The organism is Alteromonas sp. H39 (assembly GCF_047556435.1).
In the GTDB taxonomy this organism is placed as follows: Bacteria; Pseudomonadota; Gammaproteobacteria; order Enterobacterales; family Alteromonadaceae; genus Alteromonas.
In genome coordinates, this window is the sequence record NZ_CP180210.1 from 2,178,981 (window position 1) to 2,204,528 (window position 25,548).

At 43.8% G+C, this 25,548-nt stretch carries 22 protein-coding genes and 4 pseudogenes; 17 read left to right on the forward strand and 9 right to left on the reverse strand.

Annotated features, from left to right (window positions below):
- The first annotated feature begins 225 nt into the window (after window positions 1-225).
- The 6 genes and pseudogenes from ACLBLI_RS09665 (at window position 226) to ACLBLI_RS09690 (ending at window position 8,423) form a co-directional block, all read left to right on the forward strand.
- Window positions 226-1,578 carry a TolC family protein gene (locus ACLBLI_RS09665; protein WP_414830860.1) on the forward strand — a complete coding sequence of 451 codons (1,353 nt, stop codon included), beginning with the start codon at window positions 226-228 and terminating at the stop codon, window positions 1,576-1,578.
- Window positions 1,578-2,513: an efflux RND transporter periplasmic adaptor subunit gene (locus tag ACLBLI_RS09670; protein ID WP_139758263.1), complete on the forward strand. Its 936-nt coding sequence runs from the start codon at window positions 1,578-1,580 to the stop codon at window positions 2,511-2,513. The genes ACLBLI_RS09665 and ACLBLI_RS09670 overlap by 1 nt, the downstream gene beginning before the upstream one ends.
- A 60-nt stretch (window positions 2,514-2,573) precedes the next feature.
- Complete coding sequence (locus ACLBLI_RS09675; RefSeq protein ID WP_218311144.1) at window positions 2,574-5,693, forward strand: efflux RND transporter permease subunit; 3,120 nt, start codon at window positions 2,574-2,576, stop codon at window positions 5,691-5,693.
- Window positions 5,694-5,935: 242 nt separating this feature from the next.
- Window positions 5,936-6,214 (forward strand): annotated as a pseudogene (locus tag ACLBLI_RS09680) (efflux RND transporter permease subunit); the annotation flags it as partial.
- A gap of 108 nt (window positions 6,215-6,322) precedes the next feature.
- Window positions 6,323-6,955, forward strand: a complete 633-nt coding sequence (locus ACLBLI_RS09685) for a cation diffusion facilitator family transporter (RefSeq protein ID WP_218311142.1) — start codon at window positions 6,323-6,325, stop codon at window positions 6,953-6,955.
- 256 nt (window positions 6,956-7,211) lie between these two features.
- The gene (locus ACLBLI_RS09690) at window positions 7,212-8,423 is read left to right on the forward strand and encodes a permease (RefSeq protein ID WP_218311141.1); all 1,212 of its coding nucleotides are present in this window, start codon (window positions 7,212-7,214) and stop codon (window positions 8,421-8,423) included.
- A gap of 182 nt (window positions 8,424-8,605) precedes the next feature.
- Here the strand turns inward: ACLBLI_RS09690 and ACLBLI_RS09695 are convergent.
- Both ACLBLI_RS09695 and ACLBLI_RS09700 read right to left on the reverse strand, forming a co-directional pair.
- Window positions 8,606-9,557 (reverse strand): annotated as a pseudogene (locus ACLBLI_RS09695) (IS30 family transposase).
- Window positions 9,558-9,877: 320 nt separating this feature from the next.
- Complete coding sequence (locus tag ACLBLI_RS09700; RefSeq protein WP_414830861.1) at window positions 9,878-10,309, reverse strand: hypothetical protein; 432 nt, start codon at window positions 10,307-10,309, stop codon at window positions 9,878-9,880.
- 129 nt (window positions 10,310-10,438) lie between these two features.
- Here ACLBLI_RS09700 and ACLBLI_RS09705 point away from each other — a divergent pair.
- Window positions 10,439-11,637 (forward strand): IS3 family transposase gene (locus ACLBLI_RS09705; protein ID WP_414829670.1). Its coding sequence is split into 2 segments (ribosomal slippage): window positions 10,439-10,709 and window positions 10,709-11,637, totalling 1,200 coding nucleotides; the frame shifts between segments, so codons are not numbered across the junction.
- Window positions 11,638-11,899: 262 nt separating this feature from the next.
- Here the strand turns inward: ACLBLI_RS09705 and ACLBLI_RS09710 are convergent.
- Both ACLBLI_RS09710 and ACLBLI_RS09715 read right to left on the reverse strand, forming a co-directional pair.
- Window positions 11,900-12,049 carry a DUF3703 domain-containing protein gene (locus ACLBLI_RS09710; protein ID WP_246601167.1) on the reverse strand — a complete coding sequence of 50 codons (150 nt, stop codon included), beginning with the start codon at window positions 12,047-12,049 and terminating at the stop codon, window positions 11,900-11,902.
- A gap of 93 nt (window positions 12,050-12,142) precedes the next feature.
- Window positions 12,143-12,847, reverse strand: a complete 705-nt coding sequence (locus ACLBLI_RS09715; RefSeq protein WP_218311139.1) for a helix-turn-helix domain-containing protein — start codon at window positions 12,845-12,847, stop codon at window positions 12,143-12,145.
- A 154-nt stretch (window positions 12,848-13,001) separates the two neighbouring features.
- Here ACLBLI_RS09715 and ACLBLI_RS09720 point away from each other — a divergent pair, with 154 nt between their 5' ends.
- From ACLBLI_RS09720 to merA (ACLBLI_RS09740), 5 genes are all read left to right on the forward strand, one after another.
- Window positions 13,002-14,240: a tyrosine-type recombinase/integrase gene (locus ACLBLI_RS09720; protein ID WP_044447510.1), complete on the forward strand. Its 1,239-nt coding sequence runs from the start codon at window positions 13,002-13,004 to the stop codon at window positions 14,238-14,240.
- A gap of 92 nt (window positions 14,241-14,332) precedes the next feature.
- A complete protein-coding gene (gene merR / locus ACLBLI_RS09725; RefSeq protein WP_218311138.1) occupies window positions 14,333-14,722 on the forward strand; it encodes an Hg(II)-responsive transcriptional regulator in 390 nt (129 codons plus the stop codon).
- Window positions 14,723-14,845: 123 nt separating this feature from the next.
- The gene (locus tag ACLBLI_RS09730) at window positions 14,846-15,193 is read left to right on the forward strand and encodes a mercuric transporter MerT family protein (RefSeq protein WP_015067766.1); all 348 of its coding nucleotides are present in this window, start codon (window positions 14,846-14,848) and stop codon (window positions 15,191-15,193) included.
- Window positions 15,194-15,243: 50 nt separating this feature from the next.
- On the forward strand, window positions 15,244-15,522 hold the full coding sequence (gene merP / locus ACLBLI_RS09735; protein WP_044447517.1) for a mercury resistance system periplasmic binding protein MerP: 279 nt from the start codon (window positions 15,244-15,246) through the stop codon (window positions 15,520-15,522).
- Between the two features lie 3 nt (window positions 15,523-15,525).
- Window positions 15,526-16,965 carry a mercury(II) reductase gene (gene merA, locus ACLBLI_RS09740; RefSeq protein ID WP_052806657.1) on the forward strand — a complete coding sequence of 480 codons (1,440 nt, stop codon included), beginning with the start codon at window positions 15,526-15,528 and terminating at the stop codon, window positions 16,963-16,965.
- 518 nt (window positions 16,966-17,483) lie between these two features.
- On the opposite strand, the gene ACLBLI_RS09745 is transcribed toward merA (ACLBLI_RS09740), so the two are convergent.
- Window positions 17,484-18,692, reverse strand: coding sequence for a hypothetical protein (locus ACLBLI_RS09745; protein ID WP_414830862.1), 1,209 nt, complete (start codon window positions 18,690-18,692; stop codon window positions 17,484-17,486).
- Window positions 18,693-18,703: 11 nt separating this feature from the next.
- Entirely contained in the window at window positions 18,704-19,264 is a 561-nt protein-coding gene (locus ACLBLI_RS09750; protein ID WP_414830863.1) for a porin, read from the reverse strand.
- Between the two features lie 164 nt (window positions 19,265-19,428).
- Here ACLBLI_RS09750 and merR (ACLBLI_RS09755) point away from each other — a divergent pair.
- The 5 genes and pseudogenes from merR (ACLBLI_RS09755) to merA (ACLBLI_RS09775) all read left to right on the forward strand — a co-directional run bounded on the left by merR (ACLBLI_RS09755) (window position 19,429) and on the right by merA (ACLBLI_RS09775) (window position 22,668).
- Window positions 19,429-19,820: pseudogene (gene merR, locus ACLBLI_RS09755) on the forward strand (Hg(II)-responsive transcriptional regulator).
- An 84-nt stretch (window positions 19,821-19,904) separates the two neighbouring features.
- Window positions 19,905-20,252, forward strand: coding sequence for a mercuric transporter MerT family protein (locus ACLBLI_RS09760; protein ID WP_012801203.1), 348 nt, complete (start codon window positions 19,905-19,907; stop codon window positions 20,250-20,252).
- A gap of 34 nt (window positions 20,253-20,286) precedes the next feature.
- A complete protein-coding gene (gene merP / locus ACLBLI_RS09765; protein ID WP_012801202.1) occupies window positions 20,287-20,562 on the forward strand; it encodes a mercury resistance system periplasmic binding protein MerP in 276 nt (91 codons plus the stop codon).
- A 25-nt stretch (window positions 20,563-20,587) separates the two neighbouring features.
- Window positions 20,588-21,020, forward strand: a pseudogene (merC, locus tag ACLBLI_RS09770) (organomercurial transporter MerC).
- A 10-nt stretch (window positions 21,021-21,030) separates the two neighbouring features.
- Window positions 21,031-22,668, forward strand: coding sequence for a mercury(II) reductase (gene merA / locus ACLBLI_RS09775; RefSeq protein ID WP_012801201.1), 1,638 nt, complete (start codon window positions 21,031-21,033; stop codon window positions 22,666-22,668).
- A 378-nt stretch (window positions 22,669-23,046) separates the two neighbouring features.
- Here merA (ACLBLI_RS09775) and ACLBLI_RS09780 read toward each other — a convergent pair whose 3' ends face one another.
- From ACLBLI_RS09780 to ACLBLI_RS09790, 3 genes are all read right to left on the reverse strand, one after another.
- Complete coding sequence (locus ACLBLI_RS09780; protein ID WP_197047990.1) at window positions 23,047-23,337, reverse strand: bile acid:sodium symporter; 291 nt, start codon at window positions 23,335-23,337, stop codon at window positions 23,047-23,049.
- 311 nt (window positions 23,338-23,648) lie between these two features.
- A complete protein-coding gene (locus tag ACLBLI_RS09785; protein ID WP_045980004.1) occupies window positions 23,649-24,536 on the reverse strand; it encodes a cation diffusion facilitator family transporter in 888 nt (295 codons plus the stop codon).
- Window positions 24,537-24,570: 34 nt separating this feature from the next.
- Window positions 24,571-25,473, reverse strand: a complete 903-nt coding sequence (locus ACLBLI_RS09790) for a cation transporter (RefSeq protein WP_045980005.1) — start codon at window positions 25,471-25,473, stop codon at window positions 24,571-24,573.
- Window positions 25,474-25,548 lie beyond the last annotated feature (75 nt).

A 25,548-nucleotide genomic window follows, 5' to 3' on the forward strand; every position in this document is an offset into this window, starting at 1 on the left:
TGAAGAGTCTAAGTGTTTGCATTGTGTGCTGTGTCAATGTGGACAGATTAAGTTTCTGGCACAACACCCAATAAGTGACGTAGCTAAACCGTTATCTACCAATCAATACAGTTATTCCCGCAACGTCACTGACGGCCTAGTCGAAGGTCTTTTACGCCCACCTCAACATTAATCCATTCCCTTCTACATGTTTGCATGGGCGCTTTCCATGTATGTCGTTATCTTATGAAAAAAGGTTCTTTTATGAGTTTTTCTCGCCCATTGGGCATAAAAAAAGCTAGCTCAGCGTATCTGAAATTGATATCTGCTGTACTCGTAACAATGAGCATATCTGTTCAATCTGCCAATGCACAAAAGTCTTCAATCACGCTTGAAAATGCGCTCAAACGCACATTATCAAACAACCCAGATTTAGTTGTGTTCGATTTTAAATCTTCGGCATTGGATGGTGAATCAAAAATGGCCAATTTACGACCCAAAATGTCTGTTGGGGTTGAAGTTGAAAATGTGTTGGGAACAGGCGAAGTGTCTGGTATCAAAGATGCCGATTTGACACTGACCTTATCGTCGGTCATCGAGCTTGGCGATAAAGTCAGCGGCCGAATGAATGTGGTGAGCACAAAAAAAACACAACTGCTTACTCAACGGCGAATTCGTACGCTGGACATCCTAGGTGAAACAACTCGACGATATATCAATGTCATTGTCCAACAAGCGTTGCACAAGACTGAGCAACGAGCTGAAATGCTGGCTCGCACAATGCTTCAGACAGTCTCTACACGGGTTGAAGCGGGAGCTTCTTCACCACTTGAGAAAAAACGTGCAGAGTCGGCGTTGTCGCAGGCGCGTTTGTCGTTATTGATAAGTGAACAAAAACTCAATGAGTATAAACGCGACCTGGCCATCATGTGGGGTGACACTAACGCTGCGTTTGCGGAAGTTGAAGGGACACTGTTATCGTTTCCAAATTCACTATCACTTGAACATATGCTTTCACAGCTTCAAAGCAATCCACACGTTCTGCTTTATGCTGATAACTATCGGGTACAAGAGGCCAGATTGAGAGTGGTTCAGGCCAGTCAGCAGTTCGACATTGCGTGGGAAGCCGGTATCCGAAGAATGCAGGGAATTAATGACACAGCGTTAGTCGCCAGTATTTCGGTGCCGTTAAATACCAAGCAGCGGAATCTAGGAGAATACGAACAACAGCGCGCATTGCTTGACAGTATCGACTATCAAAAACAAGCGAAAATTCGTGAACTCACTCGCCAATTAAATCAAGTCATTAGCGCAAAAGACCAAGCCTTGCTCACTGTTACGACCCTTCAAGACAATGTCGTTCCCACATTGGAATCTGCATTGAAATTGGCGCGGGATGGCTATGAAAGTGGTCGCTACAACTATATAGAGTGGGTGACAACGCAACAGCAACTCATAGATATGCAACGAACACTGATAAAAGCCGCAGGCTTAGTCCACCTTCGAAGCGCAGATCTAGAGGCACTTACGGGAATTCCCGTGTTTTCTGACTCTCCCTCGACGTCTGCTCAATCATCAGAATTACTAGAGAAAAAATAATGAATACATCACAATTTACATTACTCACTAGCGCACGTGACTTGCTTGGCGTGTTAGCCATGCTACTTACTTTACTGTTTGCTACTGTCGCCCTGGCTGATGATGACGATGAGGAAGCCGAAGAAAGACCCGAGTACGTAGTGTTATCTCAAGAACGGATGCTTGAACACGATATCGTGACTGCTTCAGCCGCGTCAGGATCATTATCGCTCACAACCAGAACATTTGGGCGGATAGTTCATGATCCTGCGTCACTGAGTCATATTCGTGCCCGCTTCGACGGTGTTGTAAAACGTATCATGGTGAATATTGGAGATAAAGTAAAAAAAGGTGACACACTGGCAATCATTGAGTCAAACGAGAGTTTAAATCAATACTCAATCACCTCACCGATGTCTGGAAAAATCATAGCTAGACACGCCAATGATGGTGAGCTCACCAACGGTCAAGTGCTGCTTTCTGTTGCTAATTACTCTCGCGCAATTGCTCAATTGGCTATTTTCCCCAAACAACGTACTCATATTGCCGCTGATATGGAAGTCACTTTAAGGCTTGAGGAATTGCAGCAACAATCAAGTATAAGCCACATTACGTCCTCACCGGATGACAAACCCTATTCTATCGCGTTTGTGAACGTTGATAATGGCAGTGGTTATTGGCCTTTAGGCGCTATGGTAGAGGGTTATATTCAGATTGGTTTCCAAGAAGTCAATCTGGCACTCCCCAAAAGTTCAATACAAGAGTTAGATGGGCAAACCATTGTTTTTGTCAAAGAAGGGGAACGATTTTACCCCCGCCAAGTAAAACTTGGGAACACGGACAACCGTTTAGTAGAGATTGTGAAGGGCGTTCAAATAGGCCAGCAAGTCGTTGTAGAAAATAGCTATCTACTAAAAGCTGATTTATTAAAAATGGAGGCGGGCGATGATGACTAATTACCTGCGCATTTATTGTCAAAAGCAAAGCCAAGTCCATAAAAACGGTGAGGTGAGAGCATGATTGCACGAATACTCCGTCTGTCGATTGAGCGCCGTGGTGTCATGATGTTGTTCGCCTTGTTTGTCGCCTTTTTTGGTATGTACAGTTACAAACAACTGCCGATTGATGCTGTGCCTGATATCACCAACGTGCAAGTGCAGATAAATACCGCAACCCCAGGTTACTCGCCTTTGGAGACTGAGCAACGCATAACGTTTATAGTTGAAACCTCGCTGGCCGGTTTGCCTAATTTATCGTATACCCGCTCGATATCACGCTATGGCTTGTCGCAAGTCACAGTCGTGTTTAAAGAGGGCACCGATTTATATTTCGCACGAAATCTCGTCAACGAGCGTCTCACCGCCATCGCGGCGCAATTGCCAACAGGGTTAACCCCTGAAATGGGCCCTATCGCCACAGGCTTGGGTGAAATTTACATGTACTCGTTAAGTGCTGAGCCTCAGGCGCGACAGGACAACGGTCAACCCTATGATGCTATGGCATTAAGGGAGATCCATGATTGGGTAGTTAAGCCCCAATTGTCGCTTGTTGAGGGGGTAACCGAGGTTTATGCGGTAGGCGGATTTGAAAAGCAATATCATGTGAATCCTAATCCAGTCGCAATGATAAACTTTGGGATAAGTACAGGTGACCTTCTCAGTGCGCTAGAACGCAACAATGCGAATCAAGGCGCTGGTTTTGTAGAACAAAATGGGCAACAAGTACTGATCAGATCGGAAGCCCAACTGAAGGGCATCGACGATATCGGCCAAGTGGTTGTTAAGATCATTGATGGCGTACCGGTAAAAATTCAAGACATCGCCCAAATCAACCTCGGTAAAGAGCTGCGCTCTGGAGCCGGCACGTTAAATGGCCAAGAAACAGTGATTGGCACGACAATGATGTTAGTGGGAGAAAACTCTCGTACGGTCGCCAAAGCTGTGGACAGTAAGCTCGAAACCATTAAAACAAGCTTACCCGAGGGCGTTATCCTTGAAGCGGTTTACGATAGAACAAGCCTCGTTGACAAAACCATCGACACAGTACAGAAAAACCTCGTCGAGGGCGCTTTACTTGTCATCGTTGTGCTATTCGTTTTGCTTGGGAATGTGCGAGCTGCACTTATTACAGCCGCTGTAATACCCCTGGCAATGCTTGCCACGATATCCGGTATGGTCAAAACCGATGTGTCTGCTAACTTAATGAGTTTAGGCGCACTGGATTTTGGCTTGATTGTCGATGGCGCAGTTATCATTGTTGAAAACTGTATCAGGCGATTATCCGAATCCCAGAAGCAAAACGGCGCAACTCTACCGCTCAAAGAAAGACTGAATGTTGTATATGAAGCCACTAATGAAGTCATACGTCCCAGTTTGTTTGGTGTATTGATCATTACCATTGTTTATATCCCCTTGTTCACGCTCACTGGCGTCGAAGGTAAAATGTTCCACCCCATGGCAGCGACCGTGATAATGGCTTTGCTTGCCGCAATGGTATTTTGTTTTACCGTAGTGCCTGCGGCGATAGCAATTTTCATGAGAGGTAAAATTAGCGAAAAAGAAAGCCCAATTATTAAAGGTGCAAAGGCAGTCTATCGTCCTGTTTTAACCGGAGCGCTGCGTTTTAGATGGCTAGTGGTAGTAGCAGCGAGTGCTTTGGTTGTCGGCAGTTTATGGATGGGCAGTAAATTAGGCTCCGAGTTTATTCCCCAGCTCAATGAAGGTGATATCTTAGTACAGGCAATACGGATCCCTGGGACAGGGGTAGAACAAGCAGTTGAAATGCAAAAAACTCTTGAAGCGAAACTTATGCAGTATGAGCAAGTACAGACGGTATTCGGTCGCACGGGTACGGGTGAGGTCGCCACCGACCCTATGCCACCAAACATTACTGATACGTTTGTTATTTTAAAGCCTCGGGAGCAATGGCCCGATCCATCAATGACAAAAGCTGAGTTAGTGGAAACGTTTGAAGAGGACTTGTTTACTTTGCCCGGCAATAATTATGAATTTACGCAACCTATACAAATGCGTTTTAACGAATTGATTAGTGGCGTAAGGGCAGATTTGGGGATAAAGCTATTTGGGGATGACTTAGATACGCTCTTTGCATCTGCTTCTGACATTTTGACCGTTATTTCAACGATTGAAGGAGCTGATGACGCGAGGCTTGAGCAGGTAGAAGGCATTCCAATCTTCACCGTCACACCAAAGCCTGATCAATTGGCACGCTTTGGTTTGGATATAGCCGACTTGCAGTTATGGCTCAATGCTGCGACAGGTGGAGAAACCGCTGGAATGATTTTTGACGGCGACAGACGCTTTGAGATTGTCGTGCGATATGGCGACGACATTCGAAATGAACTCACTCAGCTTGAGAGCGTTCCCATCGTCACGCCCTCTGGTGAGCATGTACCGATAAGCGAATTAGCCACACTGGCATTTAAAGAAGTACCTAGCCAAATAAGCCGGGAAAATGGCAAACGTAGTATTGTTGTCACAGCAAATGTGCGTGACAGAGATATTGGCACTTTTGTTGAAGAAGCTCAGGCGAGAATCAATGATGAAGTAGATTTACCTGCTGGTTATTGGCTCGACTATGGTGGAACCTTTGAGCAGCTCGAGAGTGCGAGTCAACGATTGACTATTGTGGTACCCGTTACGTTGTTTGTGATATTGACTATGCTGGTGATTGCGTTTGGCTCTATACGCGATGCGTTAATTATCTTCACAGGTATCCCTTTGGCATTAACAGGCGGTGTAATGTCTCTTTGGTTAAGGGATATGCCTTTATCCATATCCGCATCGGTAGGGTTTATCGCATTATCGGGAATTGCCGTGCTAAACGGATTGGTAATGCTGTCCTTTATAAAGCAACGTTTGCTAGAAACCGGAGAATTAGTGAATAGCATTGTTGAAGGAGCACTGATTCGATTACGTCCAGTGCTAATGACGGCATTAGTGGCAAGCTTAGGGTTTGTGCCCATGGCGCTGAATACAGGTATTGGTGCAGAAGTACAAAGACCGTTGGCTACCGTTGTGATTGGCGGAATTGTATCTTCGACGCTCCTCACGCTTGTCGTTCTTCCGGTTCTTTATCGCATCGTATATGCAAAACAGGAAGTTGCACTTCGTTAGCGCTAAGTCGAGGAAGCATTCGTTGCCGATAAACGATCGCTTCCTTTTTTCATAGTCAAAGAAATCCGTGACAGCCTATTTATCAGTTGAAGGAGCAGCTCTCAGAAAGTGAATGACGTGCCATATGAGTTGTATCGTTAACAGCTAAATAAAGGAACGTAAATAATTGGGTTAACGCCACGCAACACTTGGGCTCAGCAATCTAGACATTATTGTGATCATAGAATGATGTGGGGTGGCACATTTTATGGCTGTCTTTTATCAGGCAGAGGATGGAAGAAACTGGCGAGTTAGTAAACTCGATTATTGATGGTGCAATGACTCGCTTGCGGCCAGTACTCATGACCGCGCTAGTGGCGAACCTTGTTTTTGTGCCCATGGCGCTTAACGTAGGTACTGGCGCAGAGGTGCAGCGACCTCTGGCAACCGTGGTCATTGGTGGGATCATATCCTCTACCTTGTTAACTGTGGTTGTACTACCTGTACTCTATAGACTCGTTCACAGCAAAACTGCAATCTAATGTTAACGGCTTTCAGATTAATGACGAAAGCCCTTATTTCGAATTATCCAGAACGGCGAAACTAGTATATTGTCGTGTCATTCATTTTTTGACGTTGCAGGAAAAAGTATGGAACCAACAAGAAAAAGTGATTTAAAAAAGGCGAGAAAGCTTCAAATATTAAATGTCATCTATGATGCAATTGAAGTAATAGTCGCTTTAATAGCAGGGATAACTGCCAATAGTTCAGCGCTCATAGGATGGGCATTGGACAGCACAATAGAGGTGGTAAGTGCTGCCACCCTTGGCTGGCGTCTACACGGTGAGCTTAAAGGAATTGATAAAGATCAGGTGAACAGACGGAAAAAAATAACTCTTTACGTGATCGCAGTATCATTTGCTTTGGTCTGCATATTTATATCTTATGATGCAGTTACAAAACTTCTTAGTCAGCAAACTTCAAGCTGGAGCACTATGGGGTTAATCATTTTAGTAACTTCTTTGCTTATCAACCCTATTTTTATTTATTTCAAAAGAAAATATGGCCGTAAGCTGGACAGTCCAGCGTTACTTGCCGATGCCAAAGATACCTTTATCTGTTTATACCAAACTATCGTTGTTCTTGCTGGTTTGCTATTGGTAAATTGGTTTGGCTGGTGGTGGACAGATCCTGTGGCGGCGTTGCTCATTGTACCTTATGCAGCAAAAGAAGGTTGGGAGGCCTACACTAAAGCAAGAGAAATCAACGTTGATAAGAAGTAACAGACCTCTAGACGTTTACAATACATTCGCTCAAAACTGACGTTATTCATTTTGTAAAAACTATAATAGTTTCTTAATTACTTAGATTTTTATCAGGTAATGCTGTTAGCGGAGCAGTTCTATACTTCGGTGATCGTAGTACGGCACATAAGGCAATGATCCATGCGTCCAATGATTAAAATACAAATACACAGGAAGCCATAGCGCTTTTAACTGAATCAGGGTTAGATTTACATCGTGCGAAAGGAGGGGAAACATGAGTGAGTTTTTAACGCAATGGCAAGAGGCCGCCCACACTACTTTGGGCCTATTTTGGATGGCTTTTTGGGCCTTCGCGCTTGGTTACCTAATAAGCTCAATGATCCAAGTTTTTGTCACCAAAGAGAGAATGCAAAAATCCATGGGAAAAACTGGACCCAAAAGTGTCGCATTGGGCACTTTCTTTGGCTTTATTTCCAGTTCCTGTTCCTTCGCAGCTTTATCTACAACGCGTGCTCTATTTGTAAAAGGTGCAGGCTTAATCCCTTCGCTTGCTTTCATGTTGGCGTCCACCAATTTGGTGGTGGAATTAGGCATAATCATTTCTATTTTTCTTGGGTGGCAGTTTGTTGTAGGAGAATATGTCGGTGGTATTCTACTTATCCTAGCCGTTTGGCTGTTGGTCAAACTGACGTGTAAAAAAGAGTTTGAGGAAAAATCGCGAGAGCATGCAAAAAAAGCAGAAGGTGGCGATAACCAAGCGAGTAGCAAGGAAAAAAGCTGGAAAGATAAAATAGCGAGTAAAGCGGGATGGCACCAAGTTGCTAGCCGCTACACGATGGAATGGAAGATGGTATGGAAAGATGTGACCATTGGGTTTACGGTCGCCGGTATCATCGCGGTATTTGTCCCCACTGAATTTTTTCAATCACTTTTCATCGGAGCCGGGCAAGAATCGAACTCCTTTTTGCAGATTCTTGCACAAACCATCGTTGGCCCCGTTGCGGCCTTTTTTACTTTTATCGGCTCCATGGGCAACATTCCGCTAGCGGCCGTGTTATTCGGGCAGGGGGTAAGTTTCGCTGGAGTAATGGCGTTTATCTTTAGTGATCTGGTGGTATTTCCAGTGTTGCGGATTCAGGCGCAGTACTATGGCTGGAAAATGGCCATTTATATACTGATTGTATTTCTATGTGCGCTTGTGGGCGTCTCGCTCGTCATGCACTATGGACTCGATCTCTTGGGGCACTTGCCTGATGCTTCAGGATTTCAGTCAATGACAGATCGTGAGTTTTTTAACATAGACTACACGTTTTTCTTGAATTTGCTCTTTCTCGCGCTAACCGCTGCATTCATCGTTTGGCAGTTCTACAAAAAAGAAAAATCGATGTCAGCTAATCGAAGCCTAGGCGACTGGATACTGCTGTCGCTTTCGATTGTCGCGTATGGATGGCTTGCAATTGGTGTGGCTGTGCTTCCATTTTTATAGTTTACCAGTGAAAAGTTGTTTGGGTGATGACGTATATTATGAAATATTTATCGGGGAAACCTCACACACCCAAACAACTATTGATAGCGGCTTAAAGAATTCCTACAATTAACTGCTGCTTTAAATGGGGGGTACATATGCTCTATTCGCGGATTCAACCCCGAAGTGCACCACTCGCTAAATTAAGCCACGTTGCGTAATTCTTTGAATACCGCGACTGGCTGTTTAAATCCCAGACACTTTCGCGGTCTGGCATTCAGTGCCTTTTCAATGTTCGCTATCTGTTCGTTTGTTACTGTTCGTAAATCGGTGCCTTTACGGATGTATTTGTCGTAACAATCCGTTAAAGTTTTCGTTCAATCCGCGCTCCCAAGACGAATAAGGGTTAGCGAAGTAAATGTCCGTCTTCAACTTCTCTGCAACCAGTCCATGGTCACAGAATTCACTGCCGTTGTCCGCCGTAATAGTGCGAACATGGCGGCGATATCGCCACAACATGCCAACCATGGCTCTGCTCACCTCCGCCGCACTTTTCGCGGGGACTTTACGTATCAGGTACAGCTTACTCTTGCGCTCGACTAAGCTGACTATCGCGCCTGTTCCTTGCTTCCCTAAAACGGTATCGGCTTCCCAGTCCCCAAACCGTTTCTTCTTATCTACAATAGCTGGGCGACGTTCAATCCCTACGCGATTCGGGATAATGACACGTTTCGCTCTGCTGCCTTGTCGGTACTTCCGGCGACCATGTCGCAATTGCTTATACAGCTTACCACCACGCAGTTTGTCTCTCTGGACGTAGCCGTAAATCCATTCATGGCTTACCGAATGTCCAATGATTTTACCTACACCTGCAATTTGCTTAGGGCTCCATTTCTGGTTAAGCCCGAACTCAACAAACGTAATTGTAAGTGCTGGTATGCCGTATTTGGCTGCCAGACATCGTCGTTTAATTGTCTTAGCATGAGCCACTTCCGGCAGGTAGTGATTATCACGAATTCTGTTGCGCCGGACTTCACGGCTAATCGTGCTGTGACTCACTTTCAGCCGCTTTCCAATATCTCGGTAACTGAAACCCTCGCGTAAGTAGGCTTCGATCTGGTATCGTTGCCCTTCGATCAACTGCTTGTAACTCATGGTAACTACTCATGTTTGTTTGGCGACTACAGAGTACCACCAACAGGCAGTTGATCTCTCCTCACCGTTTAACCATGAGTGGTGCACTTATTATCTGAATTCGGGTTTAGTAAAATAGAGATTCAAACAGCAGGTTAGAAAGTTTTTGAGAACTAGACTTCCAAATTATTTAAGGGTGATTTAGAAGTCTCAGTATTTTTGCCATTCGGCCTGCTAAGTCATTTGGTCCGTTTTCACGTGGTTTAATTGAAGTGACTAGTTCAATTAGGGTTAAATCAAACCTTAGCCGGAGAAAGAAGATGGTCGATTTCAGTCCGAGGCTAAAGCTTTCTCGTCGAACCTTTTCGAACTCTATCTCTGTGCGCAGGCGCCACATAAACTTCAACAGTAGTCTTTACGCTAGCATGTCCAAGCTCTTCAGCTAGCATGGTTTCATTTGATTCGTCCAATGCCTGAGTAGCGCCCGTATGACGCAACCAATGTGAAGAGGCACCCGCAATAAAAAGTGCTTGCTGCTTCCTATTAGTCTTAACTAGTTCTTTTATTACCAAATCAAATGCCTCTTCAACAACATTATTCAAGCTATCTTGATGCAAAGGTGCACCTGTTTTGCGAGAGGGAAGCATTGGTGAATCTTCATCAATTCGGGGCAGGGGAGTTAACCCTAGAGAACTCCTATAGCGCGACAAAACATTGTCGATGTATGAATCCGGCACTGTAACTAATCGCTCTTTTTTACCTTTGCCAATCACGTTTAGAACCCAACCTTCGCCACTTGAGTCTAGTCTGAAATGATTAAAAAACGGTGTGTAGTGGCATAGTGAGTTTGGCCACCTAATTAGAGCTGCTATGATAGCAGCATAACAACATTAGGTGACAAGATGGCTAAGAAGAAAGGCCCTAATTTCAGTCCAGAATTCAGATTCGAAACCGCACAGTTGGTGGTTGACCAAGGTTACTCCCATAAAGAAGCGGCCGACGCGATGGGTGTCGGTTATTCCACGATTGGTAAGTGGGTGCGCCAATTGCGTGAAGAACGTCAAGGTAAAGCACCACAGGCGACACCCATGACCGAAGAGCAGCGCGAAATCCGTGAATTGAAAAAGCAGGTTGAACGTCTTGAGTTAGAAAAGGAAATTTTAAAAAAGGCTTCAGCTCTGTTGATGTCGGACTCCATGAAACACTCGCGTTAATCGAGAGACTGAGTCAGAGCAATAAACGTCGTTATTCAATTAACCACTTGTGCGCGGTACTGGATGTCCATCGCAGCACGTTTAAATACTGGCGACAGCGTGACAAGCGCCCATCGCCGGAAGCTATCAAGCTTCGCAGCCTTGTCCGTGAAGCCTATCGTCTGAGCGGTAGTTCAGCTGGAGCCAGAACCATTGCTGATATCATCACAAACGATGAATCACACGATATTACTCTGACACGTTATCGTGCAGGACGTTTTATGAAAGCTATGAATCTGGTTAGCTGCCAGCTTCCTAAACATGCATACAGGAAGGCAGCACAAGAGCATGTTGCTATCCCGAACCTGTTGGACAGGCAGTTCGTGGTAACCGAGCCGAATCAGGTTTGGTGTGGAGATGTGAGCTTTATCTGGACAGGCAATAGGTGGGCTTACCTGGCAGTAGTTATGGACTTGTTCGCTCGTAGACCAATAGGCTGGGCGATGAGCTATTCTCCTGATAGCAGCCTGACCTGTCAGGCACTGACAATGGCGTTTGAGTATCGCGGACAGCCAAAAAACGTAATGTTCCATAGCGACCAAGGTACTCACTATACCAGTCGTAAATTTCGTCAGTTAATCTGGCGCTATCGTTTAACGCAAAGTATGAGTCGCAGAGGAAACTGCTGGGACAATAGCCCGATGGAACGCTTCTTTAGAAGTCTTAAAACAGAATGGGTTCCAACAATAGGCTATCGAAGTTTTACCGAAGCCAAACGAAAGGTTGGTGATTATATTCTTGGCTATTACAGCCGACTGAGACCGCATTCATACAACGGTGGTTTAACGCCAAATGAATCGGAGAAGCGGTACTGGAATAGCTACAACGGTGTGGCCAAAATGACTTGACCACTACAGTGTATAGTAATCACGGTGTGACAACTCAGAAATACGTAAAAATAGCACTTTGAGTGTTAGCACTACAAAGCGATGCAATTCGTATTTTGGGTTTTCATCAGCAGCTTTGGTTAAACTCTCAATAAATAGATCCCAAGTATCATCATCAAATGTGTGTGGTGGTTGGTATATCTTGCCTTTAACCAGGTACTTACAGTTTTTCTTCGCATCAGAGACATGGTTACGCCTAACCAATTCAGCGTCAAATAAGAATTTAAAAAACACGATGAGGAATAAGATAACGTTGACCCAGAATATGTGCACGCTCTAACGCAATGAAGGCAGATGATAAACCTCCTGTTGCTTCAAGTTCCCGAGCCAAAGTCTTTGAGCGTTCATATTCACGTTTTAGAAGTGGTTTCATAATTTTGCTGCCTTCAAACTGTCTATGTACCGGAATTATTCATGGTTTTAGTCGAAGGGTATTGAACAAATCGCCTGTATTAAGCAAAAGCGTCTATCGTTTATCCATATGTTGGGTTTGTCCTGGTGTTACGCCAATAGTGTCGCGCAGAATTCGTGTAAAATGAGCTTGATCGGCAAACCCTGCATCATAAGCGGCATCCGCTAAGGAAGCGCCTTTTGCTAATGATTGAAATGCCAAGTTTACCTGTTTCCATACAATGATTTTTGAAAATGGGACGCCAAAGTAGTGTGTCGATAAGGCGCGAAGTCTAGAGACTGAAAGACCTACATGTTTCCCGATAAGCTCGACAGTTGGGCGTTTATCGATACTGTTGAGATAAGTCATCGCCGAGATTAATCGTGCGTCAATGACACTGTTATTTTGATGATAAAGTGTTTCCAGCTTATTCATCATGTCACGCAAAGGAATATCCGCTAACAACGTGTCTAAAATTTCCAGAGAGAGGCTTTGTACTACTGAACCTTTTTGCTGAGAGGGTTGCAGAGCGTTGGCAAAAAAAGAATCGGGTTCAATAAGTAGAATGACAATGGGTGATGATGTAGTAATTCTATGTTTAACACCTGAGGGAATTAACCACCCATTACCTTGTTTTTCAAATGTGTTGTCATCGGTAACAGTAATGCCTGCGCCTGCAACCAACTGCAGAGCGGCATGGGCATGCAAATTATTTTCTGCGCTCATACCTCGAAACGCAATCCATGTTTCACCAAAACAATATTCGCCTTGCCATTTCAAATTAAATTTACCTTTGTTCGCCAAAGAGGAAAGGTTTATTATCACCGTCGAATATCCTATCTTTAACCCCCTATGTCTAATACGGTTTAGTATTAGACATAGTGTATAAGGGTAAGTTATAGTGTTGCCATCTTAACCTACAATAAAAACTCACTTGGCCATCACTAAACCCACACCTTTGTTTCCCACGTATGCTGAGCTGGCAGAGCTCAGTTTGTCTGACTATCCGCAGCTAAGTTCATTCTTAGAAAAGCAACCGACATGGATGAGACAGCACTGGGACTGGGCGAAAGAATACCTTTTATATATAGGTCGCAACAAATCACAGCACACGTATGTGCGTTTTCGAAATGACATCGAAAAGTTTCTACTGTGGGTCTTTATGGTGGATAAACAGCCAGTGGACGATTTGCGCAAAGCAGATATTTTACGATACATCGATTTTTGCGTGGCGCCACCGGTTAAATGGATAAGTACGCAGCTCCATGACCGATTTAGCCTCAAAAACGGATACTTTGCTTCAAACCTTAAGTGGACGCCGTTCAGGCAAACGCCGCCCAAATACGATAAGGATAGAGTGCTCGATCCGAAAAAGTACCAACCATCATTGCAGACCCTCGAATCTACTTTTGTGGCATTAAGCTCTTTTTACCGCCATCTCATCGATGAAGAAATTTGTTTCGGCAATCCCATTCCATTGGCGAAACGTGATTGTAAATATTTGATAAAAGACAGTCAGGTGAAGACGATCAGTCGATTAACGGAGCAGCAATGGCAATATCTCTTAGATACCGCAGTTGAGATGGCTGATAACGATCCACTTGTGGAACGCAATTTATTCGTTATTGCTACCATGAAAACCCTATTCCTAAGGCTTTCAGAGCTCTCGGAGCGCCAAGACTGGACACCATTGATGAGTCATTTTTGGACAGATGAGGACAACAACTGGTGGTTTAAGGCCTATGGAAAAGGCAAAAAGATTAGAGATATCACGGTACCACCGGGTTATCTTACGTTTTTAAAACGCTATAGAGAATGGCGTGGATTGTCATCGTTACCATCAAAAGGCGAGCAAACCGTGTTGGTTGAAAAAATACGAGGTCGTGGAGGTTTAACAAGCCGTCAAATATCCAGGCTCGTGCAGCAAGTATTTGATGCAGCTTTCGATAAAATGAAGTCTGAACATGGAGTAGAAGCCGCACAGAAATTAAATGAAGCAACGACACATTACTTGCGTCACACCGGTGCCAGCATGGAGATTGAACGTGACAGGCCTTTGAAAGATTTATCTGAGGATCTAGGTCATTCAAGTAGTGCGACCACTGACACGGTTTATGTGCAAGTGGAGCGAAAACGCCGAGCGGCATCAGGTAAAGACAGAAAAGTTCAATAGCTACATTTGACATTTAGATAGACAATATCTCGGTTTAAGCCCTTGATATAACAACTTGTGTCTTATAATTATATTGTAGAGGTGATTCGCTTATGTCAGGGACAATCGGAAAGATTGCAAAACTAATCGGTGTGAATAAAGAAACCATTCGCTTTTATGAGCGCAATGGCTTAATCAGTCAGCCACAAAAGCCCTCTGAGGGTTATCGAGTATATCCTAAGGAAACGGTTGATAGGATCCGATTCATAAAACGCGCTCAAGAATTAGGATTTACGCTTAAAGAAATAGATTCTCTGCTGTCCTTAAATAGCGAGTGCTGTAGCAAGGTAGAAGCGCTAGCAAAACAGAGACTTGCATCTGTGCAATCTAAGCTGGAAGACCTAAAACGATTAGAGCATGCGCTATTGGAGAGCATCACTAAGTGTCAGACGAATGATGATGATAGCCATTGCCCCATTATTAATGCCCTGTCACCAAAGTAAATGTATTTAACTATCTAGAGCATCCCGCTAAAAAATCACAATGAAATAACTAATCAAGCTTGACTCTGTACGAAGGTACATACTTTATACTCGGTGCTATCTTATCCAATATCGAGATTAAATATGATCAACGACGACTCTAAAATGCCGATGGTGGGAGGTATTATCGCGGCGATCGGGGCAGGCATTTGTTGTGTAGGTCCGTTAGTCCTATTGTTGCTTGGAATAAGTGGCTCATGGATTAGTAGCCTAACCGCTTTTGAACCGTACCGTCCAGTTTTTGTAGTGACCGTCATGCTCTTCCTTGGCTATGCAGGTTATAAAATCCATCGGCCGATTGAAAAATGCCAACCAGGAAGTGTCTGCGCAATTCCGCAAACAAGGCGTCGTCGTCAAATTGCCTTTTGGATAACGTCATTAATAGCACTTGTTTTGATCACAAGTAACTATTGGCTAGTTTGGTTAATCTGATTTCAAGAACCTTACACAATCCCTAAAACATTTTAAAACAGGAAAATATTATGAAAAAACTATTACTTACGATGGCTTTACTTTCAAGCACCACGGCGTGGGCAGAGTTAAAAACAGTCACGCTAGAAGTACCTAGCATGAATTGTGTTACTTGTCCCGTTACGGTCAAATTAGCACTGAAAAAAGTGAAAGGCGTAAAAACAGTCGAGGCTACATATGAACCAAATGAAGCCATTGTTACCTTCGACGATACGAAAACCAATACAAAAGAGTTAATGGTAGCCACCGAGAATGCAGGCTATCCGTCTAACGTAAAAAGTAGCGATTAATCTATGAACGCACAAGGCAGCTCTAATTGTTGTGCAAGCAAGGCGAAGCAACTTCATGTTGCTATTATTGGCAGTGGGTCTGCGGCATTCTCATGCGCCATTAAGGCGGCAGAAAATGGTGCAAGGGTCACCATAATAGAAGGAGCCGACGTAATAGGCGGGTGTTGTGTTAATGTCGGCTGCGTTCCATCAAAAATTCTCATCCGCGCCGCTCAATTAGCGCATCAACAACGAAGCAACCCTTTTGAAGGCATTGAAGACCACGAACCTAAAATAGACCGCACGCTTTTATCGCATCAGCAAATCAGTCGCGTAGAAGAATTGAGAACTACAAAATACCAAAATATATTGGAAAACAATCCTGCATTAACCTTGATTAAGGGGTATGCCCGGTTTATTAGTCAAAATGAGCTGAATATTACCCATACTGACGGTACCGAAGTAACACTACTTGCAGACAAGTTTCTTATTGCAACAGGCTCAACACCCACCATCCCTAAAATAGAAGGACTACAAAACACCCCCTATTGGACTTCAACAGAAGCGTTGTTCGAAAAAAAGCTACCTAAGAGCCTTGCAGTAATTGGCTCATCTGTTGTCGCTGTAGAAATTGCTCAGGCATATGCTCGATTAGGTTGCAAAGTTACTATTTTAGCGCGCAATACCTTGTTGAAAAGTGAGGATCCACTGTTGGGCGATAGATTAAGTCAGTGTTTTGAAAAAGAGGGTATTGAAATTAGAAATAATTCTCAAGTTACTCGAATCACCCATGATAAAAACGGTTTTTTAATACAGACCCAAGATGAGAATTTGCTCTGTGAGAAGTTATTGATATCTACAGGTCGTCACGCAAACACTTCAAGGCTTCACTTAGATGTCGCAGGTGTTGTGACAGACAATAAAGGTGCAATCATTGTTAATGAAAAACTAGAGACAAATATCTCTCATCTATACGCCGCAGGTGATTGCTCAACCATACCTCAATATGTGTATGTTGCTGCGGCTGCTGGCAGCCGTGTTGGTTCGAATATGACAGGTGCTAACGTGAAACTAGACTTATCAACAATGCCTGCCGTTATTTTTACCGATCCTCAAGTTGCCACTGTTGGTTTGACAGAAGTTGAAGCCGAAAAACAAGGTATAAGCGTTATTAGCCGAGTTTTAGAGATGGACAATGTTCCAAGAGCCTTAGCCAACTTTGAGACAGACGGTTTTATCAAGCTTGTAGTAGACAAGCAATCTAATAAGCTTATCGGAGCACAAATTCTAGCACACGAAGGTGGTGAGCTAATCCAAAGTGCTGCCCTTGCGATTTACAATAAAATGACAATCGATGACTTAGCAAACCAACTCTTTCCTTATCTTACAATGGTCGAAGGACTGAAACTGTGTGCGCAAACTTTCAGTAAGGATGTCAGTGAGCTGTCTTGTTGCGCAGGTTAGTAACTGAAAACCTATTCAGGATGTTATTTATGCAAATATTTCTCATTCGCTATGCATTATTTTGGTTTTTTGTTTAAGAAAAGCATTAAGTGAAACCTTTAAAAAAATAATATATAAATAACAGGTGCTTACGTTATAATATCGAATTTCAGTGACCTAAACGGTAGTTCAGCCAATAGTGCTCACGTATTTTTTCACGTTAAGGAGTTTATTCAGATACTTCCATTAATACACTCTATTTAACATAATATACATTATGCGCTATTAAGTATTGAGATGGATGAGGGCGGTCATAGCCAGCGCTGGCCTGTTACCCGCGGGTTTTATAATTGGTGTTTAGATGGAATTATCAATGCGTGCGCTACGTGAAATCTGACGCACTAATGTGTGTTATCGCTCGCAGATTTCATCAGAATACACGAGGTAAATATTGCCGCTAGAAAGCTTTTCAGATTCTTGATCGCAGGATTAACATTGCAGCCTTTCAACCAGTATCAACTGTTCGCTTGTTGCTGGTGTCAGAATATGAATGACTCAATGAGCAAGTCTTCCAGTAGAATCCCAACAATTAAAATAACCGGTTTTTCAGGGGCACCGTATAATGGACTTTGCTTTAAATGAGAACTGTAATGAGCAATGAATTTTCGTGTGGATTCGTCATATTTAATATCACTTAAATAGAAGTCTAACTCTTCCAGTGCGGATACCTTTATCTCGTCACCTTGCCAGTAATCTGACGTGTAGTCAGATGCCGCTAACAACACTCCGTCTGCATTGGTCAGCATAATTTCACCAATAACCGGATTATTTTTCTTTATTCGACGTAACGATATCGACAATTCGTTTGCCAGTATTTCGTCGGCAACTGCTGTTCGGGTGCCGTTTGTAAATGCGTCGCGCCATAATTTGTCTGCGTGAAGAATTTCACTCTGATCTGCCGATAACGCAGATAACGCTTCAAACGCATTTTCCCGGATAGCATTATCAAACTGTGGCAACACCGTGGTACTTACATACTCTAATATTTTAGCTCGCTCGACCTCGCTTAACGTCGTAACCTCAGTGTTGCAATGCGTAATACTAGCATTAAACCGCTGCACTATTTTAGGGTTGGACTCCACGTACTGCTTTGAAAATGTTAAGGTTTTTGCTGCGTATCTCACAAAGGTACTATATAGCCGATTATTGTTCGGCGTAGTCATGTTGTCTAATGCGAGCGATTTGCTGTCTGCAATGAAGGCCTGCACCCGGTCTGCAGATAGCAATTTAAACAACTGCGAATAGCTAACCGCCTCCATGAACCGCGACATTCCCTGTGACAGTAACCATTGGTGCTCGTCACTACCTCTTATGACGCCAAGTCGCGGTGTTTCACCCAGTGCATCCGGAGGCTTTACCGTATAGGCATGCCATTTTTCGAGATAAACCGGGTTGGTTGGCACTCCCAGTGAAATATTTTTTTCACTGGTTAAAAAAATACCCTCTACATTTCCGGCCTGCAGCTCACGCTTTGCACGTACCCACGGCATCTCAAGCACTTCCATGTCCAAAGATAAATTATCAAAGATACACCGCAGCACAGGTACAATTCTCTCGTGTTCTCTGATTGATAAGCTGTCATTCCCTGATTCCTGATAAACCTGTGTGGCCAGCAGTATCCGCTCAGGCATTGTAGAGCCATGAATTGATGGAGTCATGATAAGAAACATCAGTACCACGCTTTTCACAGCAACCTCACTCAATATGGAACAAAAAAGTCGTACTGAAATCCCACGGCCAGATAGTCGTTATCTTCGACATCTTCTTTATCAATTTTCGTATACCATGTGTATAGCTTAAACCGGTCTGTAAAGCGGTAATCCGCACCAATGCTGTACGTTAAATCATCTTCCATTGTCTGGTATTGCACGCGATAATCAATTTTTCCGATGACATAACTCAGGTTAACTAAATACCCGCTTCTGCTTTCACCACCTCCATCAGGCTCTTCTGTATGATAAACACCAGTGATTTTAGCGCCAGCAAGCTTAAACATCGTTATCGCGCGTGTTACATCGTAGTCATTTACATCTACATCATGGGATAACCCGGCATAAAAGTTGGTTTTTTTCAGTCTTCTGTCGCCGTAAAACACACCCGAAGAAAAAGCGGAGTCACCTTCTGCCGTTTTTTCCGCTTGGTATAGCGCTTCAAACCAGAAATTGTTTATTGAAGGACTGGTGTAAGTAACAACATCTGCCAGCCGGTTATCGCCTTCCCAGAGAGCATTTACGTCGCCTTCATAATGAGGTACGGCCACGATTCGTGATAAATCGACCAAAAAATAGTTTAACCATATGAAATATATTGAATATCTCAACGAACTAACAGCAGACTTTGCGCTATTGATACACTGTTTGTTATATTCGTACTTTCAACTTAGAATTTTACTACCCACTTCAGTACCGACAATACGGTTAAATTATGTATGTAATTGGTCAACTTGCCAAATTGGCAAGCGTAAACGTTGAGACCGTTAGATATTATGAACGGTGCGGCTTAATTGAACAGCCCCAAAAACCCGTTAAAGGTTATCGTCGTTATCCTGAGACGACTTTGAATCGCATTCGGTTTATCAAACGTGCTCAAGAGTTAGGGTTTTCCTTGGATGAGATCGCTAACTTGCTGATGCTGGAAGAGACTTCTTGCCAAGAAGTACAAAGTATAGCAAACCACAAACTTGCCAGTGTTCGTGCAAAAATGGCTGATCTACGCCGCTTAGAAACAGTCTTAATGATTTACTGAAACAATGTGCAAGCAACACTGAACAGGCACATTGCCCGATTATTACTTCCCTTCTCCCAGAAAACAACTAATAACAATCGCTAAACCCCTTGACTCCGTACTTGGATACGGAGTTTATACTGTTTTCTATCAGAACATTTGAAGTGGAGTAAGCCATGGCAAAAAACGATACCAGTTTACCGCTAGTTGGTGGTATTGCTGCTGCTATTGGTGCTGGGCTTTGTTGTGCTGGGCCCTTAGTCTTGTTACTACTAGGCGTTAGTGGTTCTTGGATTGGCAATCTGACCGTATTGGAGCCATACCGCCCTATTTTTATCTTGCTGGTACTGGTTTTATTTAGTTTTGCCGGTTGGAAAGTTTATCGACCTATAGAAGAGTGTGAGCCTGGAACCGCTTGTGCAATGCCACAAGTACGTAAGCGCCGGCAGATCATTTTCTGGGTAACCGCCTTCATTGCATTAATATTAGTCACTAGCAATTACTGGATTATCTGGTTTGCTTAATTATATCGTTGAGAAATAACCCTTGGAGAAGAAGATGAAAAAAATTGCACTATTATCCCTACTATCAATACTTAGCTTGGGTGCGTTTGCCAAGCAGCAAACAGTCATGCTTGAAGTTCCCACGATGACCTGCGTAACTTGTCCGATTACGGTGGAAAAAGCATTGCAACAGGTTGAGGGAGTTACCAAAGCTGAAGTGACCTTCGAAGATAAGTTAGCCGTGGTCACTTTTGATGATGAAAAAACTACGGTGGAAAAGCTGACCGAGGCCACAAAAAATGCCGGCTATCCATCTGTGGTAAAGCAATAAAGGACGAATACTAATGAAGAACCTGCTGAGTCTTTTTACCCGCATTGGCGACAAAGCCAGCTCATTAGGTGCCGTGGTGTCTGCCATGGGTTGTGCCATGTGCTTTCCGGCCATCGCCAGCTTGGGGGCAGCCATCGGGCAGGGTTCCTCAGTCAGTGGTAGTGGTTCTTTATCAATACACTCTTGCCTATATTGGCTTGGGTTAGCCTAATAGTTAACGGACTTGGCTGGATTGGTCACAAGCAGTGGCATCGAACCTGCTTGGTATGCTAGGGCCTATTCTGTTGTTGCTATCACTTTATCCGTTCTTTCAATATGCCTGGAGCACTTATGTGACGTACTCAGCCTTGGCACTGATGGTAGCGGTATCAATCTGGGATATTTTTTCGCCAGCGAATAAACGCTGTGACAATGAAAGTTGTGTGCTTCCTGCCGACAACACTCACTCAAATCCATAAGGAGGTCTTTATGCGTAAATTCTCCATCTCTGGAATGACTTGTGAAAGATGCCCTCAGCAGATCGAAGATGCCTTGATCGTCATGCCTGGCGTCAGAAATGCCACCGTTTTTTATACGAAATCCAGTGCAGTCGTCGAAGCAGAATCTGATGTCAATGAACAGACGCTAATCAATACCATCAAAGCTCTTGGCTACACGGCTCAACCTGTCGCGTTAGATGGCTGCGATAGTGAAGATGTGACTGACAAAAAGTCGCTGCATGTCGCTATCATCGGTACTGGCTCGGCTGCTTTTGCTTGTGCTATCAAGGCAGTGGAAAATGGAGCACAAGTCACACTCGTTGAAGCTGGAGATGTGATCGGAGGTTGTTGTGTTAATGTCGGTTGTGTACCTTCGAAAATTCTGCTCCGGGCTGCCCAGCTGGCTGAACAGCAGCGTAACAATCCTTTCGACGGTCTAGAAAATCATGAACCTTCTTTGGATCGTAGCTTGTTAGCGAAACAACAAACTGCACGCGTGGAAGAGTTACGTGCCGCCAAATATCAGCATATTCTGGATACCAATCCAGCATTGTCATTGGTACAAGGTTATGCATCTTTTAAAGATACTCATACCTTAACTATTCGCAACAAAGATGGTTACGAGCAAGAGCTGGTTGCAGATCGCTTTTTGATTGCCAGCGGCAGTCAGCCATCTATTCCTCCTATTCCAGGCCTGGTTGATACCCCTTATTGGACTTCGACGGAAGCTTTATTCGAAACTGAGCTACCTGAGCACTTGTTAGTGATAGGCTCTTCAGTTGTGGCTGTCGAACTTGCTCAAGCTTATCGTCGGCTGGGTGCAGAGGTCACTATCTTGGCTCGCAGTACTTTATTGCTCCGTGAAGACCCACTGTTGGGAGAAGGCTTAACCGTAGCTTTTGAACAGGAAGGCATTCGCGTACTGGAACATACCCAAGCCAGTCAGGTGTCTTATGAAGATAATAAGTTTATCCTTGATACCGAGCAAGGAGAAATTCGTGGCGATAAATTGCTGGTCGCCACCGGCCGTGCACCTAATACCGGTAAGCTTAATCTTGCCGCTGCCGGTGTAGAAAAAGAGGCCAATGGAGCGGTCACTGTAGGTGATCAGATGCGCACATCACAGTCACATATTTACGCAGCAGGTGATTGTAGTAACATGCCGCAACTGGTTTATGTCGCGGCAGCGGCAGGCAGTCGTGCAGGGATTAACATGACAGGGGGTGAAGCTCGGTTGAATCTATCCGCGATGCCAGCCGTGATCTTTACCGAACCGCAGGTAGCAACGGTAGGGTTGTCAGAACAAGAAGCTCATGCACAGAATATTGAGACCGAAAGTCGAGTATTGCCACTGGAAAACGTGCCTCGAGCACTGGCTAACTTCGACTCTCAGGGTTTCATCAAACTGGTGGTTGAAGCTGGCTCCCAACGCCTGATCGGAGCCCAAGTATTAGCTCATGATGGCGGCGAGATTATCCAGAGCGCGGCACTGGCGATTCACAACCACATGACAGTGGATGACTTAGCGGATCAATTGTTTCCTTATTTAACTATGGTGGAAGGCCTGAAGCTTTGTGCACAAACTTTCAGTAAAGATATTAAAGAACTGTCTTGCTGTGCTGGGTAAGCTTTATCTTTCGTCAGAAAAGATATTTATGAGTCTGCTTTTGGTTTCCAGTGATACGGTACTACCAATTTACTGCATATTTCTTCGTGGAAAGTTTCTTCAGTAACTGTTTGAGAGCTAGCCTCAAGCAAGATATTTGGCCACAATAGGAGATGTGATCATCTGAATTACTGCAAAGAATGTGGCTGGTATTACTATTTCTGATGGCAACCGGGATGCAGCCACAAAAGCCGCTGCAATGCTAAATTCTTTTTTGCTGACAGTAAATAGGTATGCGATGACTTCCGGTCGGTCTGTCGTTATAAACCGTGAAGCCATTCCAATTAAGTAGCCACAAAGATTTAGACTTAAAGCTGCTCCAGCAATTACAAAAGCATACTATCCATAACCAATGATGGTTTCTGCATTGGAAGCCACTACCGCAAGTAATATTACAAGATAGAAGACTGACCCAATTCCTGCGTAAGTCGAATCATGCTTTGAAATAATCGTCGGAAAGTTGGTGCGTAAGGTTACACCGAGAATTGTAGGCACTAAAACAACTAGAGCTAACTCCAGGATGATGGAAACGAGAGGGACTTCTAGCTGTATCCCTGTCAGCCATAGAAAAAGGAGCGGAACTACGAAAGGAGAAAAGGCTGTATTGACCGCATTGAAAAAGGCGACCAGTCAAGAAGCCTGCAATTGAATCGGGCCATAGACGAGCCCCATTGCCAAAAACTGTCTTGACGGTTTGCGAAAGACTATTCGTACGGCATGTGCATCAAATGTAAGGCTGATCACAAACATCAGAATCACAAGTAAAGGGGCTATTGAGGAGTCGAGGTACTTCCCGGATTCGGGCAATATCAGGCCAACTCCAGCTACAATAATCACAAACCAAACAAGATTTGATTCAACGAAATAAATTAATCGACGCATAGGTCAAGGGTACCAGTTACAGTGCGGCCACAATATAAATTATAGCTGTACACTCCCAATTACAGAGCTTGAGAATCATCGCGACATTGCTCATTTGTCATTTCAAGCTCAATGGTCGTATGCTCTAAATTAAATTTACTCAATCGTTCTGCTATGGACTTTTTTAACTCCAGTTGCTGTTGAGTAGACAGTGCCTCTTGTAGAGCTAGATGAGCAGTAAGTACATGATGCTCTCCATCCAATGACCACAAGTGCAGGTGATGGATACTATCCACTTCTTTGAGTTCTATTAAGGTTTTATAAACTGATTTTGACAGTTCTTTGTCAGGGATTGCCTGTAAAAATAACCTTATAGTGTGCCAAAGGTTTTTAGCAACATTAATTAAAATATAGAGAGTGAAAAGAATTGATAAAGCTGGGTCAAGAATGGGCCAGTCAACAAAAAGAAGTACGATGGAAACGATTAAAACTGCAACCCAACCCAGTACATCTTCCAATAAATGCCAATTGAGTACACGCTCATTAAGAGTTTTGCCTTTACTTAATTTATAAGCCGCAAACCCATTAACTAGCACCCCAAACACGGCTAAGGCGATCATGCCCTCAACTATAGGCATTTCTGGTTGCAGGAGTTTAGGGATAGCTTCTGTCAGAACCCAGACGGAACCAATAATGAGGACTAGACCATTAATAAGTGCACCGAACAATGATAACCGGCGGTAACCATAGGTGAACTCTGAATTTGAACCTTTTTCACTAACTTTACTGAGAAACCAAGCAAATCCGATGGATAAACTGTCGCCAAGATCATGAACGGCGTCGGCCATGATGGCGGTACTATTGGTTAAGATACCTCCTATAAATTCGATAATGGTAAAGGTGACATTCAGAAAAAATGCCCAACCTATACGATTATTTGAACCATGTGAGTGCGAATGATCATGCATTTAAGATTACCTCTTGTGGAGCTCTATTCCTACCTTAGGATTTGATCTTCAATATACGAATACCGCCAACTAAAACAATTAATCCAATGATAAACCCAATGATTAAGTCTGGATATTGTGAGCCCGTCCATGCCACTAATCCTCCGGCAATAATAACGCCTGCGTTAGCGATGACATCGTTAGCAGAAAAAATCCAACTTGCTCTCATGTGAGCGCCGCCATTTCGCTTTTTGGCAATTAAGATTAAGCACCAGACATTTGCTACCAAGGCAATTAAGCCAAACACCATCATAAGGTTTGACTCAGGCTCACTCCCTTGAACCAGTCTCCTCACAACTTCTGTTAATACACCCAGAGCTAATATAATCTGTAACCATCCTGATATATGCGCTGCACGGAGTTTTTTTCGGACGCCATGCCCAACGGCGTATAGTGCCACCCCATACACTGCTGCATCGGCAAACATATCCAATGAATCAGCTATCAATCCGGTCGATTGTGCCCACCAGCCGATAACAAGTTCTGTAATAAACATCACTGCATTAATAGCTAATAGCATTTTAAGTATCCCAGCTTCCTCTGCTTCTTCATTTTGTGCCGTCAACCTTGCTTTATGGATAATCTCGCTGTCCACAGCGTTAGTTGATTCCAATCTAGCCCCAAGCCCAAGAGACGTTATCCGGTCTTCTACCATGTCCCTGAGTTCAAGGTGATGAAGCACTCTAACTATGCGTTTATGTGTATCAAACTCGAGGATTACACTTGGCTCAAGACTGTCCAGTGCCATTCGGATCATGCTTTCCTCTGATGGGCAGTCCATTTTAGGAACGTGGTATTCGCTTACATGTGCCCCTTCAAATAACTTGTCGTCGTTAGTAATATCTTGTGTTTCATCTGTAGCATCTGCTTTGCAGTCACGGTTACATTTCTGGCTCATAGGTATACCTTGCATTTTTTGATATTGGCTTTCCCCCTCCCCGATCACTATAGTCTAAAGCGGAGAGTCCTCGAT